Source organism: Paenibacillus sp. FSL H3-0333 (genome assembly GCF_038002805.1).
Taxonomy (GTDB): Bacteria; Bacillota; Bacilli; order Paenibacillales; family Paenibacillaceae; genus Paenibacillus_AQ; species Paenibacillus_AQ silagei.
Genome location: NZ_JBBODG010000001.1, coordinates 6,901,109 through 6,916,801, shown reverse-complemented (window position 1 = coordinate 6,916,801; position 15,693 = coordinate 6,901,109). Strand labels below are relative to the sequence as shown.

15 protein-coding genes are annotated in these 15,693 nt (G+C 53.5%); 13 read left to right on the top strand and 2 right to left on the bottom strand.

Annotation, left to right across the window (positions count from 1 at the left end):
- Nucleotides 1–24: 24 nt before the first annotated feature.
- The 8 genes from MHH78_RS30185 (at nucleotide 25) to MHH78_RS30150 (ending at nucleotide 8,275) form a co-directional block, all read left to right on the top strand.
- The gene (locus MHH78_RS30185) at nucleotides 25–825 is read left to right on the top strand and encodes a type II secretion system F family protein (protein ID WP_076082513.1); all 801 of its coding nucleotides are present in this window, start codon (nucleotides 25–27) and stop codon (nucleotides 823–825) included.
- Between the two features lie 18 nt (nucleotides 826–843).
- The gene (locus MHH78_RS30180; RefSeq protein WP_076082404.1) at nucleotides 844–1,716 is read left to right on the top strand and encodes a type II secretion system F family protein; all 873 of its coding nucleotides are present in this window, start codon (nucleotides 844–846) and stop codon (nucleotides 1,714–1,716) included.
- Between the two features lie 13 nt (nucleotides 1,717–1,729).
- A complete protein-coding gene (locus tag MHH78_RS30175) occupies nucleotides 1,730–1,918 on the top strand; it encodes a Flp1 family type IVb pilin (RefSeq protein ID WP_076082406.1) in 189 nt (62 codons plus the stop codon).
- Nucleotides 1,915–2,580, top strand: a complete 666-nt coding sequence (locus MHH78_RS30170; RefSeq protein ID WP_341169843.1) for a TadE/TadG family type IV pilus assembly protein — start codon at nucleotides 1,915–1,917, stop codon at nucleotides 2,578–2,580. The genes MHH78_RS30175 and MHH78_RS30170 overlap by 4 nt, the downstream gene beginning before the upstream one ends.
- 256 nt (nucleotides 2,581–2,836) lie before the next feature.
- The gene (locus tag MHH78_RS30165; RefSeq protein WP_341169842.1) at nucleotides 2,837–4,981 is read left to right on the top strand and encodes a hypothetical protein; all 2,145 of its coding nucleotides are present in this window, start codon (nucleotides 2,837–2,839) and stop codon (nucleotides 4,979–4,981) included.
- 13 nt (nucleotides 4,982–4,994) lie between these two features.
- Nucleotides 4,995–5,987, top strand: coding sequence for a TadE/TadG family type IV pilus assembly protein (locus MHH78_RS30160; RefSeq protein ID WP_341169841.1), 993 nt, complete (start codon nucleotides 4,995–4,997; stop codon nucleotides 5,985–5,987).
- 25 nt (nucleotides 5,988–6,012) lie between these two features.
- Nucleotides 6,013–6,522 carry an A24 family peptidase gene (locus MHH78_RS30155; protein ID WP_341169840.1) on the top strand — a complete coding sequence of 170 codons (510 nt, stop codon included), beginning with the start codon at nucleotides 6,013–6,015 and terminating at the stop codon, nucleotides 6,520–6,522.
- 40 nt (nucleotides 6,523–6,562) lie between these two features.
- Nucleotides 6,563–8,275, top strand: a complete 1,713-nt coding sequence (locus tag MHH78_RS30150; RefSeq protein WP_341169839.1) for a DUF6382 domain-containing protein — start codon at nucleotides 6,563–6,565, stop codon at nucleotides 8,273–8,275.
- Nucleotides 8,276–8,316: 41 nt separating this feature from the next.
- Here MHH78_RS30150 and MHH78_RS30145 read toward each other — a convergent pair whose 3' ends face one another.
- The gene (locus tag MHH78_RS30145; protein WP_341169838.1) at nucleotides 8,317–9,219 is read right to left on the bottom strand and encodes a TIGR01777 family oxidoreductase; all 903 of its coding nucleotides are present in this window, start codon (nucleotides 9,217–9,219) and stop codon (nucleotides 8,317–8,319) included.
- A gap of 22 nt (nucleotides 9,220–9,241) precedes the next feature.
- Nucleotides 9,242–9,706, bottom strand: a complete 465-nt coding sequence (locus MHH78_RS30140; protein ID WP_076082524.1) for a DUF2621 family protein — start codon at nucleotides 9,704–9,706, stop codon at nucleotides 9,242–9,244.
- 171 nt (nucleotides 9,707–9,877) lie between these two features.
- Here MHH78_RS30140 and MHH78_RS30135 point away from each other — a divergent pair, with 171 nt between their 5' ends.
- The 5 genes from MHH78_RS30135 (at nucleotide 9,878) to MHH78_RS30115 (ending at nucleotide 15,682) form a co-directional block, all read left to right on the top strand.
- Nucleotides 9,878–11,005, top strand: a complete 1,128-nt coding sequence (locus MHH78_RS30135; protein ID WP_340991396.1) for a deoxyribonuclease IV — start codon at nucleotides 9,878–9,880, stop codon at nucleotides 11,003–11,005.
- A gap of 45 nt (nucleotides 11,006–11,050) precedes the next feature.
- Nucleotides 11,051–11,947: a formyltetrahydrofolate deformylase gene (gene purU / locus MHH78_RS30130; protein WP_341169837.1), complete on the top strand. Its 897-nt coding sequence runs from the start codon at nucleotides 11,051–11,053 to the stop codon at nucleotides 11,945–11,947.
- Nucleotides 11,948–12,221: 274 nt separating this feature from the next.
- Nucleotides 12,222–13,010 carry an SAF domain-containing protein gene (locus tag MHH78_RS30125; RefSeq protein ID WP_076082424.1) on the top strand — a complete coding sequence of 263 codons (789 nt, stop codon included), beginning with the start codon at nucleotides 12,222–12,224 and terminating at the stop codon, nucleotides 13,008–13,010.
- Between the two features lie 30 nt (nucleotides 13,011–13,040).
- Complete coding sequence (locus MHH78_RS30120; protein ID WP_341169836.1) at nucleotides 13,041–14,105, top strand: hypothetical protein; 1,065 nt, start codon at nucleotides 13,041–13,043, stop codon at nucleotides 14,103–14,105.
- Nucleotides 14,102–15,682 carry an ATPase, T2SS/T4P/T4SS family gene (locus tag MHH78_RS30115; protein ID WP_341169835.1) on the top strand — a complete coding sequence of 527 codons (1,581 nt, stop codon included), beginning with the start codon at nucleotides 14,102–14,104 and terminating at the stop codon, nucleotides 15,680–15,682. The genes MHH78_RS30120 and MHH78_RS30115 overlap by 4 nt, the downstream gene beginning before the upstream one ends.
- The last annotated feature ends 11 nt before the right edge of the window (nucleotides 15,683–15,693 follow it).

Genomic DNA, 15,693 nt, shown 5'->3' with positions numbered 1-15,693 from the left:
CCTGTAAGGCAGAACAAAGGGTTCATGAAGAGTACACTGCCCGTGCTGCCGGTTAGCGGATCTCAAGGGGGAGAGCAGATACTGTTGCCGGATTATACCGTATACGAGTTGACCTCCCTGCAAAGAATGCTGGTCATTCTGGGTGCCGGAGCTCTGTTGTTCGGTATTGGTTACTTGTTCTATCACCGGCTGCTCCTGGCGGCACTGCTTGTCCCCGGAAGCGCCTATGGGCCGCGGCTGCTGCGCGAATATCTGCTGCAGCGCCGCCGGGCTGCGCTGAATCTGCAATTCAAGCAAATGCTATTCTCGCTCTCTTCGTCGCTCTCCGCCGGACGTTCGGTGGAGAATGCCTTCCGTGAGGCCGTGCAGGACCTGCGGATGCTTGACCCGGAGGGCGCAAGTGACATGATCTCCGAGCTGAATATTATCTGTGCCCGGATGGAGAACGGGGAGCCGATTGAAGATGCGCTGTATGAATTCAGCAAAAGAGCAGGAATGGAGGATGTGGAGCGTTTCGCAGATGTATTCATGGTCTGCAAGCGTACCGGCGGGGATCTGGTTGAGATCGTACGCCGTACATCATCTATCATCGGCGAGAAGCTGGATATCCAGCAGGATATAGCCGTCAGTATCGCCCAGAAGAAATTCGAGGCGAAGGCGCTGCTGGTCTCTCCGCTGATGATGGTGATGTTCATGAGTCTGAGTGCCGGAGATTATATGCAGCCAATGTATACTGGTGCAGGAATTGCGGTGTCCACCCTGGCACTGATTGCACTATTCCTCTGTTACCTCTGGACCAACAAGATCATGGATATTCCGCTGTGAAGGAGGGTGACTGAAGGGATGTCATTGATCTGCGGTGCGATTCTGCTTCTGCTCGCAGCAGGCTGGCTCATTCTGAGGTTGAGATGCGGCAGCCGTTATGCTGCTCTGCGGGAGCTGCCTATGGAAGGCCTGCGGCTGCGGCGGCTGGGTGAGCCTCTATTGTTGCTAGTAGAGAAGGGAAGAATCGCCAGTTATCTCCCGTCCGTGATGTTCAGGATACAACGTTCACTGCAGCGGATCTATGGTATGCGCTACAGTGCAGAACGTACCTTGCTGTTCATAGGGGAGATGCTTAGCTACAGCTGGCTGCTTGCAGCAGGCGGAAGTGCGCTGACAAGCTTTACGGGAGAGCAGGCGGGAATCATCCTCGGAGGGCTCTTGGCAGTTGCACTCCCGGTGGCGATGGTTAGCGATCTGCACAAAAAGGTACGTGTACGGGAGCAGAATATTATGCTGGAGCTTCCTGAGCTGCTGAACAGTATTGTTCTGCTGGTCGGCGCAGGTGAGACCGTTCAGCGGGCGATTGTACGCTGTGTGAACAGCCGTCATGGGGATAGCGCTCATCCGCTCTACGCTGAATTAATGAAGATGACAGCTGAATGGGACGGCGGTTACTCCTTCCAGCAGGCGTTCGAGAACTTCAGTAAGCGCTGTGCTGTACAGGAGGTCTCCATCTTCACAACTACAGTGCTGCTTAATTACCGCAGAGGCGGGGCCGACTTTGTTCTGTCACTGCGGGATCTGTCACGGATGCTCTGGGAGAAGCGCAAGGCGATCAGCCGCACACGCGGCGAACAGGCATCGTCGAAGCTGGTTTTTCCGATGGTGGTTATCTTCTTGATTGTGATTGTGCTGGTGGGAACACCGGCGATTATGATGTTAAAAATGTAGGAGGTAGAGGTGTATGTTAACACAGATGGCAGAAGGAGCAAGAAGTTTTTGGAGAGATGAAGAGGGGCTGGGAACACTGGAGATGATCCTGATCATTGCTGTCCTGATTGCGGTCGTTCTGGTATTCCGTGAGGAGATTGTGAAGGTGGTTAAGGATCTGATCGGCACGGCCGGAGATAAGAGCCAGGAAGTCTTTGAGTGATTCCGCTGCGGGAGGATGAGGGGAGCTTCACTATCGAGGCTTCGCTTCTGCTGCCGATTCTTATGGGGATTACGATGGTGCTGCTATTCTTCTCCTTATATACCTATCAGAAGTCGATGCTGCTGCAGATTGCCTCAGCTACTGCGGAGCGGGCTGCTTATAACTGGGAGAATAGTAACCGGGCGGTAAGCGGAGAATTCCAGACTGGAAATGTTGATCCGCTGTACTGGAGAATCGGTGAGGATGGACTATTAGCTTCGCTATTCGGTTCAGGAGCAGAGAACGGCAGTACGGCCATTACGCTGCCTGGTAATGCTGAAGAAGGAGGGCCCCTGCCGGTAGTGAAGCTGCGCCGGGCATCACAGATGGTGCCTGCCGGATTACAGGGAGAAATGGGCTATGTCTACGGGTTGACTGGCCGCAGAATCAGTACAGAGCTGAAGAAAGTGCTACATCTGCCTGTTCTGGACAATCTCCTAGCCGATAGAGCCGCACCTGAGGTATATGCCCGCTCCTATGTTACGGAGCCTGTTGAATTCATAAGAACAGTGGATCTTATGCGTTACTACGGGTCGAAGTTCAAACAGCATTCTTCCGCCGGTAAGGAGGGCACCGGCATGGAGAAAAAGCATGCAGCCCTCATGCTTGATAAGCTGCATTAAGGATGGCTGGTGATGGAACAGCTTAGGCCGGGCTGTTCAAGAATAAGGTTAAGGGGAAGTTCGGATGCGTATTTTCAGTCACAGCAGGTGCTTAAGCAAATCGCCTGGCCGGAGCCGCTGCTTGGATTACGGCGGTGATCCTATTAGCAGTAGTACATCCCAAGGCATAGGCAAATGGTTACCTGGATATATTGTCAGATGTCTTTGCTCAGCGGAAGGTTCGGTATCGGTCTTTCTTATTATGGTGCTGGCGTTTGTGTTTCTGTTTAATGCTGTGCTGATCGATTACGCACGGATTGCGGCGGTGAATGTGCAGGAGGAACGTCTGGCGAGAGCCGCTATACGCTCTGTAATGTCGGCATATGACATTGAGCTGCGCGAGAACTACGGCTTATTCGCCTACGGCGGCGGGGACGGCAATCATCTGCTGGCCAAGGTGCTTAACGACAATCTGTACGAGAGCGGACGGGGGGATGCCTTTAACCTGCTGCCCGTGATGGTGGATTCCTCTTCGCTGGACTGGAGCCGCCCGCTGGGCACCTATGAGGTCTTCCGGCGGCAGATTATTGAAGAGATGAAATACAAAGCGCCGGTTGATTTCGCCCTGGAGTTGGCAGGCAAGCTTAAGCCGTTATCGGCAGCGATGACTGAGGCTTCACGGACAACAGAGATACTGGGTGACTTGCAGCCCTTATATGATCAACGTGAGGAAGCTCTGGATCTCATGCTGAAGAAGCGCAAGGAAGCTGCTGACAGTGTACAGAACCTGCAGAAGCTGCTGATGAATCCTCCGGGTGACAGTATTCCGGCGCGTTCGCTCGCAACCTTGGCCGCAAGCTCCGATATCCCGGCGATGTACGGGGATTATGTGAACAAGTATTATGACGATTATTACCGTCCCCCCAAGACGTGGCCAAAGTACACGGCAGTGCTATCACAGTATCAGGTTCAGATTGGTGAAATAACAGGCAAGATACCAGTAGTTCTGGCTGACTTCCAGGAGAGAAACGGCCGTCTGCTGGATGAAGCAGAGGCTGCACTTGAGCAGGTGAATGCGCTGAACCTTCAGATGAAGAGTGTCATTGATCAGGCGGATGCGGATGCCAGTACTGCGGGAGATGATCCTGGCCATAACTGGGACATTCCGGACACGGCCGGAGAGCTTAGCTCAGAGCCTCTTAAGAAGCTGAGAGCACAGGTGGAGGGACTTATCCTTCCTCCAGCTGAGCTTAGCGAGCTGGGGAATGACATCGGGGTACAGCGAAGTGCCGCGCTTCCCTTGGAGCCGCTGGTCTCCGGCTTGCCGTCTATATTAAGTACAGCATCCGGGCTGTATGCCGACTATTCTCTTATGAGCGCAGGGGTTCTTAATGCTTCCCGGGCAGTGCACGGCTATATAAGCAGCTACGGGCAACACGGTACTGTTATAACACAGGAAGCGGAACAGATTGAGAGCCGCCGCACTGATGACAGCCAGCGCAAGCAGATAGAAGGGCAGGCGAAGAAGAAGCTTGGAGATGCGATGAAACTGCTGGATCAGATCCGAGCGCTGGGAAGCAGCGCACATGAAGCGATGGAGCAGTATGGTAGTCTGCGTCAATACTACCAGCAGAATGTGGCCTTTAACGAAGGTCTTGAACAGGAGTCGGGGGCTGCTGTGAATACTGGCGATCAATACGCTGCGGGCAAGTCGTCCATGAAAGATATGGATGGGATATATGCTGCTATGGGCAGTGTGTTGGCAGGAGCCAGAGACCGGCTGTACCAGACGGAGTACTCTGCGATGTATTTCCGGCATTTCGATCTGTCTGCGCTAACCTCACTGGCCTCCGGGTCTGCTGAAGGATTCGGTGAGCAGCTGGGAGAACAGCTGAAGCCGCAGGCGCAAGAGCTGGAATATATTTTGTACGGATTCTATAATCCTGCAGGCAATGTGGCAGCCGCTTATGGCGAGATCTTTGCTCTGCGGCTGGCTGTGCGGACGATGGAAGGCCTGATTGAGAAATCTGGTATGGGAAATCCGCTTGTCGTCCTGGCTGCTGCACTGCTCTACGGTATTGAGCAGGCTATCCAGGATATGATACAGCTCTGCACCAAGGGGGAGATTCCCTTATCCAAATACATGACCGCACAGCTAAGCTATCGTGACTATCTTCGGCTGTTCCTCCTGTTGCATGGGGGAGGGGAGGAACAGTTGTCCCGGATGCTTGCGCTGATCCGCCTGAATACCGGTATCAATCCGGTAGAGAAATATACATATGCCTCCGCGCGGATCACGATGGGGATGCAGCTTTGGTTTTTGCCGGGTGTAGTGAAGCTGGTGAATTACAGTGCCGGACTGCCAGGGGATGTGCGGGGCAAAGTTTATTTCAGACAAGCAGCGGCTGACTTTTCTTACTAAGGGGGAGGGTAGAATGAAGCGGTGGCGGAGGAAATCGCCGGACCCTAAGGATGAAGGCAGCATGGTTGTGGAGGCGGCATTGATTCTGCCTGTGTTCCTGATATTTGTCCTGTTCCTCATCTTCATCATCCAAATGACCTTGTATTCAACAGCGCTGCAGAGTACGGCTTCTGACACTGTCAAAATAATCTCAACCCATATGTATCCGGCAGCTCTGGCAATGCAGCAGCAGGAGGGGGGAGGTGGGGAGAAAGCCGGAGAAGCAGGTGAGGCTGAGCACTCAGATGATGCGGACTCCTCCAGCATCTGGAGCATACCGCGGCTGTCGATAACGGAGTGGAGTGAGGACTACGTGGAGAAGCTTCCGCAGCCGATGGAATCCTGGGTCAAGGCTGTGGTCCGGGAGGGAGAAGGGCCGCTGCAGAAGGTGCAGGCGGGAGCATCCGAGGCTGCGCTGGATTTGGTGCTTAAGCCGATGCTCCGGCCATATCTATCATCGGACTGGCTTGAATATAGCAGAATTCATGTATCCAATGTCACTGTACCCGATCTGAGGCAAGGGACGCATCCATATTTCGGCATGGTAGTCAGCTATGAGCTGCCAATGCGAGTCCCGTTCCTGAATGAAAAAATCGTGCTGGAGGCCAGCGCAGTTGAACGCTTATGGGTCGGCAACACCGATTCAACCGGGGAAGGAAATCCGGCTGAACCTGCTGAGGAGACCGGAACCATTATGATCCTGGAGAAGCCGAATCCGGGAGTAGCGAATCACCAGGGCATTATCAAGGTGAAGGTGCCTCCCGGGGCATCGGCCAATCTGTCGATCTTTTACAAGAGTGGTCAGAGTACCGCCAAGTATCTGGGCTGGAAGCAGGCAGATGAACACGGGTACATCGAATGGGAATGGAAGATCGGCGTGAATACTACGCCGGGTACCTGGCCCTTCGTGGTTAGTCTGGCTGATGGAGCTACGCTTCAGGCGACTTTTACAGTGGTGAACAAATAAAAGAGTAGAGAAAAGAGGAGCACGGATGACGGAATGGGCGTTATGGGGCTGCCTGCCGTTCCTAACAGCAGCATTATTCACAGATATACGCTGGATGAGAATTCCTAACTGGATTACACTGCCTGCGCTGATTGGCGGACTGCTACTGCAGTTGATTATCAATGGCTGGCAGGGGCTGCTGTTTTCACTTTGCGGCAGCGTAGCAGGCTTCCTGCTCCTGCTGATTATGTATTTTATCGGGGCGGTGGGGGCTGGCGATGTGAAGCTCTTTGCGGCTATCGGCGCTTGGACAGGAGTGCTTTTCTCGCTTCAGGTTATTGTCTATTCGGTGCTCTTGGGGGCAGTCGTAGGCTGGATCATCATTCTCTACAGGAGGGAGACAGGACGCAGGCTACGCAGCATGATTAGCAGAACAGCCGGGTTCCTGCTGCTCCGCAATATGAGTCTGGCCAAGGGCCGGGAGGGGGAGTTACTCCGGTTTCCCTTTATGCTGGCCGTGTTTCCGGGCTTCATCTGTGCTTATATTTATTTCTGACTTGGAGCTTATCGTTGACAAGCTTAGGAGGTGAAGAGACTTGTTAGGACTGGAACGGGATTTCATCCAGCAGGACGGAATAACGATGCTGCTGGGCAAATCCGGGGGGCTGAGCGCAGGAGAGCTGAATATGGTGCAGGCCCGGATGCTGATGACCAGCGGGATACCGCATCATTTACGCTTGCTGCTTAGAGAAATAGATCTGCAGGTTACCCTGGAATACACGGTTGCAAGACGTAAAATGCTGGGAGCGCTGCTTAAGAGCGGGAAGCTGAGCATGACGGAATTCTTCGGGCTGATGCTGCAGATCGCTGCCGGGATGGAGGAGGGGCAACTGTATATGCTGCGTACAGAGCAGTATGCGCTCCATGAGGACTTTATCTTTATCGAAGGTACGCTCAGCAGCGGCAAGGTCTTCCTGACCTATATTCCGCTGGAACTCACTGAGCCCGCATTGAAGCCGGGAGAAGCCTTGAAATCGCTGATCATGGTCTTCATGGGAGCCATTCAGGAGTTATCGGGTGACGGGATTCAGCGGCTGCTGCAATATTGCGGGGAAGAAGCTTTTAGTCCGGCGGGGCTGAAGGAGCTGCTCGCGGAAATGCTGACGGAGGTTACACCCCATAACGCCAATATTGAAGGGACGGAGCCTGCACATATAAGTCCGATTGCTAGCCCAGGCATTTCTGCCGCTGTACCAGGAACGAGGATAGATTGGGCGCAGTCTACGGCTCGCAGGCTGGAGGACCCGGGCAGGGAAAGGTCCGCAGCCGCATCGTTTTCCCATGTACATGGAGATAAGGAGGCACGGCCTTCCGGTTCGATGCTTAATCCCACGCCTTGGATGAGCGGTATGCCGCAACTGAAGCGTAAGGAGGGATTATCAAGAGTTCAGACAGCAATGGATGCAACAGTTGGACCTGTTCAGGCTGAGGACAAGCAGAGTCCTTACAGGACATATACATTGCTGGGGGCATTATTAGGTGATGCGTTACTATGGAAGTTTCTCTATCTTAATGCCCCCCGGACACTCTGGCTGGCAGTTTGTGCTGCGGTAACTCTGATACTTGCGATTGTATGCTGGCTGGTATGGAGTGGAAGGCTGGCTTGGGGCGAAGCAGAGGAAGTGTTGGATGATCTGGGGGAGGGGATAGAGGAATATAACAGTACAGCCCAGAACCGTAAGCTGAGGAGCGATATGGAATGGGATTTCAGCAGGAATCCGGTAAATCGGCATCGTCCTCCTGCCCCGGTCTACAATCCTCAGCAACAAGAAGCAACTGTGGGAGTCAACGGCTTCACAGCTACACCGGCTGACAGACAACAGGCTCCGCCAGGAAAGGCCGCCAGCAGTCCGCAGAAGAAGGAAGCGGCGATGGCTACAGCGCTGCTGACCCGGGAACCCGTTCAGGCTACAGGCAGCAGTCTTCCCCAGGCCGGAAGGACAGTGCCTTATCTGGAAAGAAGCGACACGGATGACGTTAGAGCTATTGAGAGAATTGAGCTGAACCGGCCTAGCTTCATTATTGGACGCTCCTCTGAAGTGGCTCAGTACATCGAGAAATCTGAGGGGGCTTCACGGGTTCATGCTGAAATCTCCAGAGCCTCAGGAGGATACATTCTGAAGGATCTGGATTCCAGGAACGGGACGCTGCTTGCAGGCGAAGCTATGGTTCCCTACAAAGAATACCCGCTGACCGAAGGCACCGTATTCACCATTGTTAAGGGTACCTACACCTTTCGGACAGCGTAGCAGAGATAGATGGGACGGATGGAATGATGCGTTTGCACAGCCTACTGGTTTTTCAGTTGTTCCAATGCAGGCTGTAGCGTGGGATAGTTGAAGGTGAAGCCGTGGTTAATTGCTTTGGAAGGAAGCACACGCTGGCCTTCCAGCAGAATCTCTGACAGCTCGCCAACAGCGGTTTTTAGCAGAAACGCCGGAATCGGGAACCAATGCGGACGATGGTAGACTTTGCCGATCATCCGTCCGAACTGTTCATTGGTGACCGGCTGTGGAGCCGTGGCATTAACGGGACCTTCGATCTCAGGCTGAAGAATGCAGAATTCGATCAGGCGCACAATGTCTGTAAGGTGAATCCAGGACATCCACTGCTTGCCGGTGCCGATTTTGCCGCCGAAGCCAAGCGAGTAAGGCAGCTTCATTTTGGGAAAAGCACCGCTCTCATTGCCAAGCACAATCCCTGTGCGCAGCTTGACCAGACGGATACCGGCATAGGCCTCATCTGCAGCCTCCTCCCAGGTCTTGACCACCTCGGAAGGGAAATCGATCACCCGGGTCTCGGAAGCTTCGGTGTAGGTGTCCTGCACAGATGTACCATAAATGGCGACGGCTGAGGACTGGACGATCACGCTTGGCTTATGCTGGAGTGAATTTAGCAGCTTCCCGGCAGCGGCAACGGTTTCAAGACGCGATTCCATAATCGCCTGCTTCCCCTTAGGGGTCCAGCGCTGGCTAAGCGAAGCTCCGGCAAGATTAATCAGCGCATCTGCGCCTTCTGCCGCTTCAGGATTGGCTGCCAGGCTGTCCCAGGTGAGATAGCTAAGCCCCGGATGCTCCAGCTTGTTCTCGGGGTTCTTGCGCCCGACACTGATGATCTGATGTCCGCTCTGCAGCCAATATCCGGTAAGCTCGCTGCCGATGAATCCGCTGCCTCCGCAAATGATATATTTCATAGGGCTTGCTCCTTAATATGCTTTATTTGACCAGATGCTTGTAAGGCGCGTAGTCGATGCCGTTCTTCTCCAGGAAGGTGATCAGGAACCTGTTGTCACGCCGGGGCGTAGCAATAATGTACCCTTGAATACAGTGGTCACGGGTAACCTCAGTTGCATGACTCTCTACAGCCAGCTTGCCGATCTCAGCGGCGATAGAGTGCTTGGCAATATCGCGGAACGGGCTAGGCACCGGCTGTACAAGCTGGTCCAGAAAAGCCTTCATCTCGTCGCTCCACAGCGGACGGCTGCGTTCCACCCAGTAGTTCTGCCAGTCCAGCTTGGATTTGCCGTCAGCCTTGGGCAGCACCTTCAGGAATTTGCGGAACATAAAATAGCCGCCGATGCACATGCAGCCCAGCAGTAAAAAGGTCCAAAATGCGATGGAGTTCATAAACCAGTTGCTTGGAGATGTGGATAATAAGCTTGAGGGTAAATGGAAATGCATGAATACACCGCCTTTGACAATGATGATTGTCACTTTCCTTTTGCTCCTCTTGAGTATAGCGTATTTCCTTAGGTTTGCGAAGCGGAAGCGGCCTTTCGGGGCTTGCCTAGATTTATTCTCCCGATCACGGTAGAATAAGGGTTAATTCGTGAAGGAAAGAGGGAAATAGGCATGCTGAAAATAGGTTCACATGTGTCCTGCGCGGACAAGGGTCTCCTGAGCGCGGCCAATGAAGCAAATGAGTACGGATCTACCTCGTTTATGATATATACGGGAGCGCCGCAAAATACGCGCCGGAAGCCGATTGAATCGATGTTCCCCGAGGAAGGCAAGCAGAAGATGCGGGAGAATGGCGTCGGCGAGATTGTGGTTCACGCCCCTTACATTATTAACCTGGGCTCCTACAAGGAAAATACCTATCAGCTGGCAGTAGATTTCCTGCAGGAGGAGATCCGTCGGACCCATGCGCTTGAGGTCAAGCATATTGTCCTGCATCCGGGTGCATTCACTGATAAGGATGCTGATTACGGCATTCAGCGTATTGCAGACGGTCTGAATGAGGTGCTGGGCGGTACAAATGAGACCGATGTGCATATTGCACTGGAGACGATGGCTGGTAAAGGCACAGAGATCGGCCGCACCTTTGAGGAGCTTGCCTCCATTATAGATAAGGTCGAATTTAATCAGCGGCTATCGATCTGTCTTGACACCTGTCACATTCATGATGCCGGATATGACATCGTGAACGATCTGGATGGGGTGCTGAAGAAGTTCGATGATACCATCGGCCTGGAGCGGCTCGGCGTGATCCATCTTAATGACAGCAAGAACCCGCGCGGAGCGGGCAAAGACCGTCATACACCAATTGGCTCCGGCTACATAGGATTCGAGACGATCAACAATGTAGTCCAGCATGAAGCACTGGCAGGTCTGCCGTTTATTCTGGAGACGCCTTGGATCGGCAAAGACGCCAAGAAGCTCCGTCCCATGTATGAAGTAGAAATCGCTCTGCTGCGCGGCAATGTTGCTGAACGCTTCGGTGCGGAATTCCTGCAGGAGCTGGAAGAGCTGCATGCCTTTTTTGCCAAGCAGGAGCTGGATTCACGCCGTTATGTCCTGGATGTGTGGGAGCTGCTGAAGAATGACGCCAAGGCTAAGAAAGCGGATCCCCGGGAACCGCTGGAACGTCTCTATGATCAAGTCATAGCTGCCGGATTATTCCCTCAGCTTAGTGAGGAAGCCGTTAATCACCGGCTGATCGCCTGGCTTGCAGGCAAACAGCTGCTCGTGAAGGCATAGACCCGCATAGATAATGCAAGCAGATGAGAGGATGAACGGAGAACTATGGAATTACATGTGAAGAGAGAGCATTCAACAGGCAGACCTTATCCCGACCGGGCGCGTATGCTCATATCTTGTCCTGACGGACCGGGGATTGTAGCGGCGGTATCGCATTTCTTGTATCAGCATGGCGCGAACATCGTGCAGTCGGACCAATATACGATGGACCCGGATGGCGGAATGTTCTTCATGAGAGTAGAGTTTGACCTGCCTAAGCTGGATGAGCGGCTGGAGGAGGTACGTAGCATCTTCGGCGGTGTTGCCGAGCGCTTCAAGATGAACTGGCAGATCTTCAAGGTAAGCCATAAGAAGCGGCTGGCGATCTTCGTCTCCAAGGAGGACCATTGTCTGGTGGAGCTGCTCTGGCAGTGGCAGGCGGGTGACCTGGATGCAGATATCGCGCTTGTGGTCAGCAACCACACCGATATGCAGGGTTATGTGGAATCCTTCGGCATTCCGTTCCATCATATTCCGGTTACCGCAGAGACGAAGGCTGAAGCTGAAGCGCGTCAACTGGAGGTTATCGGTGAGGATATCGATGTGATCATACTGGCCCGCTACATGCAGATTATCTCCCCTTCATTCATCGAGCATTACCGGCACCGGATCATCAATATCCATCATTCGTTCCTGCCTGCCTTCGTCGGCGGTAAGCCGTACGCCCAGGCCTATCAGCGCGGAGTCAAGATCATCGGGGCAACCGCCCATTACGTGACCGAGGAGCTGGACGGCGGGCCGATTATCGAGCAGGACGTTCAGCGGGTTAGCCACAGCGATGATGTGAACGAGCTGAAGCGCATTGGACGTACCATTGAGCGGGTCGTTCTGGCCCGTGCCGTTAAATGGCATATTGAGGACAGAATCCTCGTGCATCACAACAAAACAGTAGTATTTAATTAATCAGCTAATCTTGCCGTAACCGTTACAACCACTCCGGTAAAAGTCAGCAACCCTGCGTAACGCAGGGGATATGGAACAGCGTTCTGGCCTGGCTTTTACCGGCATTCATCTTCAGCGGGAGCTTCCCGCAGCCTCAGGCTTCACAACCTCACAAGGATAATCTAATACACTTCTCAACCACTAAGGTAAAAAAGCATTTTACCGGCATTTTGGACATAAGCGCCAAGATGTATTTTGCTATGTGCAGAAATCACATTCAAAGGGGGTAAAGGGCTTGTCAACAAAGCACGGACGTCTATTAAAACGCAATTATTTCTTCGCCGGACTCATCCTGCTCATTGGCTTCGGCGGACTGCTCGGCTATGATCTGTATTTCAAGCCTTATGTACTGTCACAGACCGTTGTCAAAATCAAGGTGGACGGGGGCGGCTTCCTGCCGAAGAATCATGAGCTGACAGCGGAGAATCTCTATCTGGATTCCGTACAGACCAAAGACATCCCGGCAGGGGTCGTCCGTAGTCTGGAGCAGGTGGAACAGAAGATTACGAATGTTAATCTGACGGATGGCAGCATTCTGACCGAGTCGCTGGTGGATGTAAGCGAACTGGAGCCACAGCAGGACGAGGGGATTTTCCCGATTCCCAAAGACGCGATCTATGCCATCAACGGTTCTCTCCGCAGCAGGGATAAGGTAGATATCTATTTGGTCGAAGGAGACTTACCCGCAAAAGAACGCAGAGGATACAGTCCGGCTGCATCCGCATCTGCATCTGTAACTGCTACTGGAGGAGGGCAGACCTCAGACGCTTCTTCGCTGCCGGAAGCAGAGGTTCCGCCGGAAATCCCTGCGCGCAAAGTATTCTTAAGCGGAGTGACAGTAAACTATGTCCGTACGGAAGATAACAACGATGTACTCGACTCGGAGAACGGCAATAACAATAACCGTTTTACTTCAACCGGGAAGGTGGCAGCCCCGGAGCTGAAGCTGAAGAAGAGCGACGGTGAGCTGCTGGGAGCTTATCTCGAACAGGGCAAGAAGCTATGGATTGTCCGGGTGGAGTAGAAGAGCATACAGAAAGGAGGAGGAATAAACTTGAGAATATTCAGTCTGGGTATAGATCAGTTGACGATTAATGAGATTAAGCTGGCAGGCTTCACCGTTATTGCTCAAAGTGTGCTGCCGGAGCCTGAGCATGCCGGAGGGCATCTGTTAATGGTAACGAGCGAGCAGGTACCGGTAGCGGAATTAAGAGAGCTGAGAGGGAGGTATCCGGACTCTTCAATTTTGTACATCTATCTGCAAAAGGGGGTGCGGGGTTACCAGGCCATACATATGCAGTGTGAGAGTCTGGGCATATTCTTCATGCCTCCGCGCTGCACCTCAGCGGCAATCATCGATAAGCTGCGCTATATGCTTGAAGATGAGCACAAGGAGAGTGGTAATGTGGTAGGCTTCTTCGGTTCAGGGCCGGGGATTGGCTGCACGAGTATTGCCAAGCTGTTCGCCAGGAGGATTGCCGCTTCAGGGCTGCGGGTGATTATGCTGGGTCTCGACCTGTACGATCCGGGCTATGACCGGAAGACGGCGGTTAGTCTGGACAGGCTGCGGCCGCGGATTACGGGTAAAATGCTGCATGATGAGGACTTCAGCGCGCTGGTGAAGCAGGAAGGCTATGCCTATCTGCCAGGGAACTTCGATTATCTAAGCGCTCAGGATTATCAGGAGGAGGAGATCGAATATCTGCTGGCGAGAGCAAGTGAAAGCGCCGATGTGGTGATTGCGGACTTCGGGTCGATTCCCGAGAGCGCCGCGTGGTATGTGGGAATGCAGAAGTCGCTGCTGCGCATGATCGTTACACACCCGCGGCATGAACACAGGCTGCAGCCCCTGATGGAGCTGGCCGGACATATGGACCTGCATCCGCAGGACTTCCAGTGGATAATTAACCGCAGCAATGTGGAGGAGCTAACATCACCGAAGAGCCTGGCCCTGCGTTTTGGCAGCGAGCTTTTGCTGGAGCTACCGTATTATCCATCTTTTCCGGAGAGCCTGCCGCTGGGAAAAAAAGAGCTTCAGCAAGTGGACGATAAGGTCCACGCATTACTTGTATCACTGGGCCTCGCCCAGGAAACCCGTAAGAAGGGGATATTTCAATGATGAACAACAAGGATGACAGCTTGCCGTTGCAGCAGAAGCGTGTGCTGTCCGGATGGGCTCCGCTGGACCCTGAACAGGGCAGGAGGCAGGGGCAGGGGCAGGGGGATGAGAGCTTACAGGCGGTGCCTGGACTCGCGGACGGAACGCAGAGCAGACGGCTATTCTCACTGAAGCAGAGTGTACTGCGTACCAGCAAGCCCGGCAAAGAGGACTTCTACAGCTTCCTGCACACCATGAAAAGTGAAATGAACGCCGGGCTGGAGCGTGAGGATGACGGCTATTTCGAACTGAATGCGAAGGCGCTGGTTGGTGATCCGCAGGCGGTCAGCTTTTTCATGAACGAGATTGAGAAATACCTGCGCCGGACCCCGTTTACCGGAAAAGTGCCGGAGGCTTACCGCACAGCCGCTGAAGCGCTGTTTCATGAATGGAAGGGCTTCGGCCCCGCCTACCGCTGGTTCACAGACCGTGCCTATAGCGAATCCACCGGACTGCAGATGATCGGGCGGCAAATTTTTTATAACCATCAGGGGAGGTTTGTGGCGTATCCCTATGAGATGCCTTCGCTGGACCGGGTGGAGCAGCTCAAGCGCTCTCTCCTCAAGAGTGATCCGGGCAAGAAGCTGAACAAGGATAATCCTTCCGTTGAATTCAAAATGGATGATCCCCTCTGGCCCGGCCGATTCATTCGTCTAGCCATCTGGGTCTCCCCGCGGGTCTGGGAGGGCTTCACTACCATCTCGCTGCGGCGGCAGGTCGTTGAATTTCTGGATCTGGATGATCAGGCCGGCACGGAATGTATTCCTGCGGAAGCGATTGATCTGATTCGTGCGCTTACCGGGACGTTTCGAAACACGATTATCGCGGGGGCGGTTGGCTCGGGCAAAACTACTTTTGCCAACACAATTGTCGGCGAGCAGCTGCTCGGCTCCGCTTCCTGCATGGGCGTCGTGATGATCGAGAAGCATCCGGAGTCGATTTTACCGTACCAGATCAAAGGCCACCGGATTATTCCGATTCAGGCTTCCAATGAGGAATTGATGGAGGTCGGAGTGGAGTCGCTGCGGCATGACCCGAACATTCTATACATGACAGAAATGCGTTATAACGAGTGGGAATTCTATCTGTGGAGCGGGGAGAAGGGGTATGACGGCATTACGGGCACCTTTCATACGGTAGATTCAGAGGATATTCCTTATCAGGGGGCGTTTGCTGTATCTACACGGATCGGCGGCAGCCTGAAAGGGCATTTAATCTCAGCGCTGAAATCCTGTGAGCTGGTGTTCATTCTGGAGAGTGTCCCGGATGGGAAGAAACGGCTGGCACGGATCTCCGAGGTCTTTTATGAAGAGGCCAATAATTCAGTCTTCGCCAATGATCTGATGCGCTGGGAACCGGAGCAGGCGGGCTGGACCTATAATGACAGGCTGACCCAGGCGCTGATCGATAAGATGAAGAAGAAGAATGCCAGAGCGGCACGGATGCTGCTGCAGGAGCTTGGACATCTCGCTGCGCAGAAGCCGATGACTGACCCGCTGAAGGAAAGTTTGAAGTCCAAAATCGTTTTGAACGAATGAGAGGAGGGAGA

Excerpts from the sequence above, each read along its gene's own strand:
- MHH78_RS30160 (WP_341169841.1), top strand. The coding sequence starts at position 4,995 with ATGAAGCGGTGGCGGAGGAAATCGCCGGACCCTAAGGATGAAGGCAGC.
- MHH78_RS30140 (WP_076082524.1), bottom strand. The coding sequence starts at position 9,706 with ATGCATTTCCATTTACCCTCAAGCTTATTATCCACATCTCCAAGCAAC.
- MHH78_RS30175 (WP_076082406.1), top strand. The coding sequence starts at position 1,730 with ATGTTAACACAGATGGCAGAAGGAGCAAGAAGTTTTTGGAGAGATGAA.
- purU (WP_341169837.1), top strand. The coding sequence starts at position 11,051 with ATGGAATTACATGTGAAGAGAGAGCATTCAACAGGCAGACCTTATCCC.
- MHH78_RS30135 (WP_340991396.1), top strand. The coding sequence starts at position 9,878 with ATGCTGAAAATAGGTTCACATGTGTCCTGCGCGGACAAGGGTCTCCTG.
- MHH78_RS30185 (WP_076082513.1), top strand. The coding sequence starts at position 25 with ATGAAGAGTACACTGCCCGTGCTGCCGGTTAGCGGATCTCAAGGGGGA.
- MHH78_RS30180 (WP_076082404.1), top strand. The coding sequence starts at position 844 with ATGTCATTGATCTGCGGTGCGATTCTGCTTCTGCTCGCAGCAGGCTGG.
- MHH78_RS30155 (WP_341169840.1), top strand. The coding sequence starts at position 6,013 with ATGACGGAATGGGCGTTATGGGGCTGCCTGCCGTTCCTAACAGCAGCA.
- MHH78_RS30145 (WP_341169838.1), bottom strand. The coding sequence starts at position 9,219 with ATGAAATATATCATTTGCGGAGGCAGCGGATTCATCGGCAGCGAGCTT.
- MHH78_RS30115 (WP_341169835.1), top strand. The coding sequence starts at position 14,102 with ATGATGAACAACAAGGATGACAGCTTGCCGTTGCAGCAGAAGCGTGTG.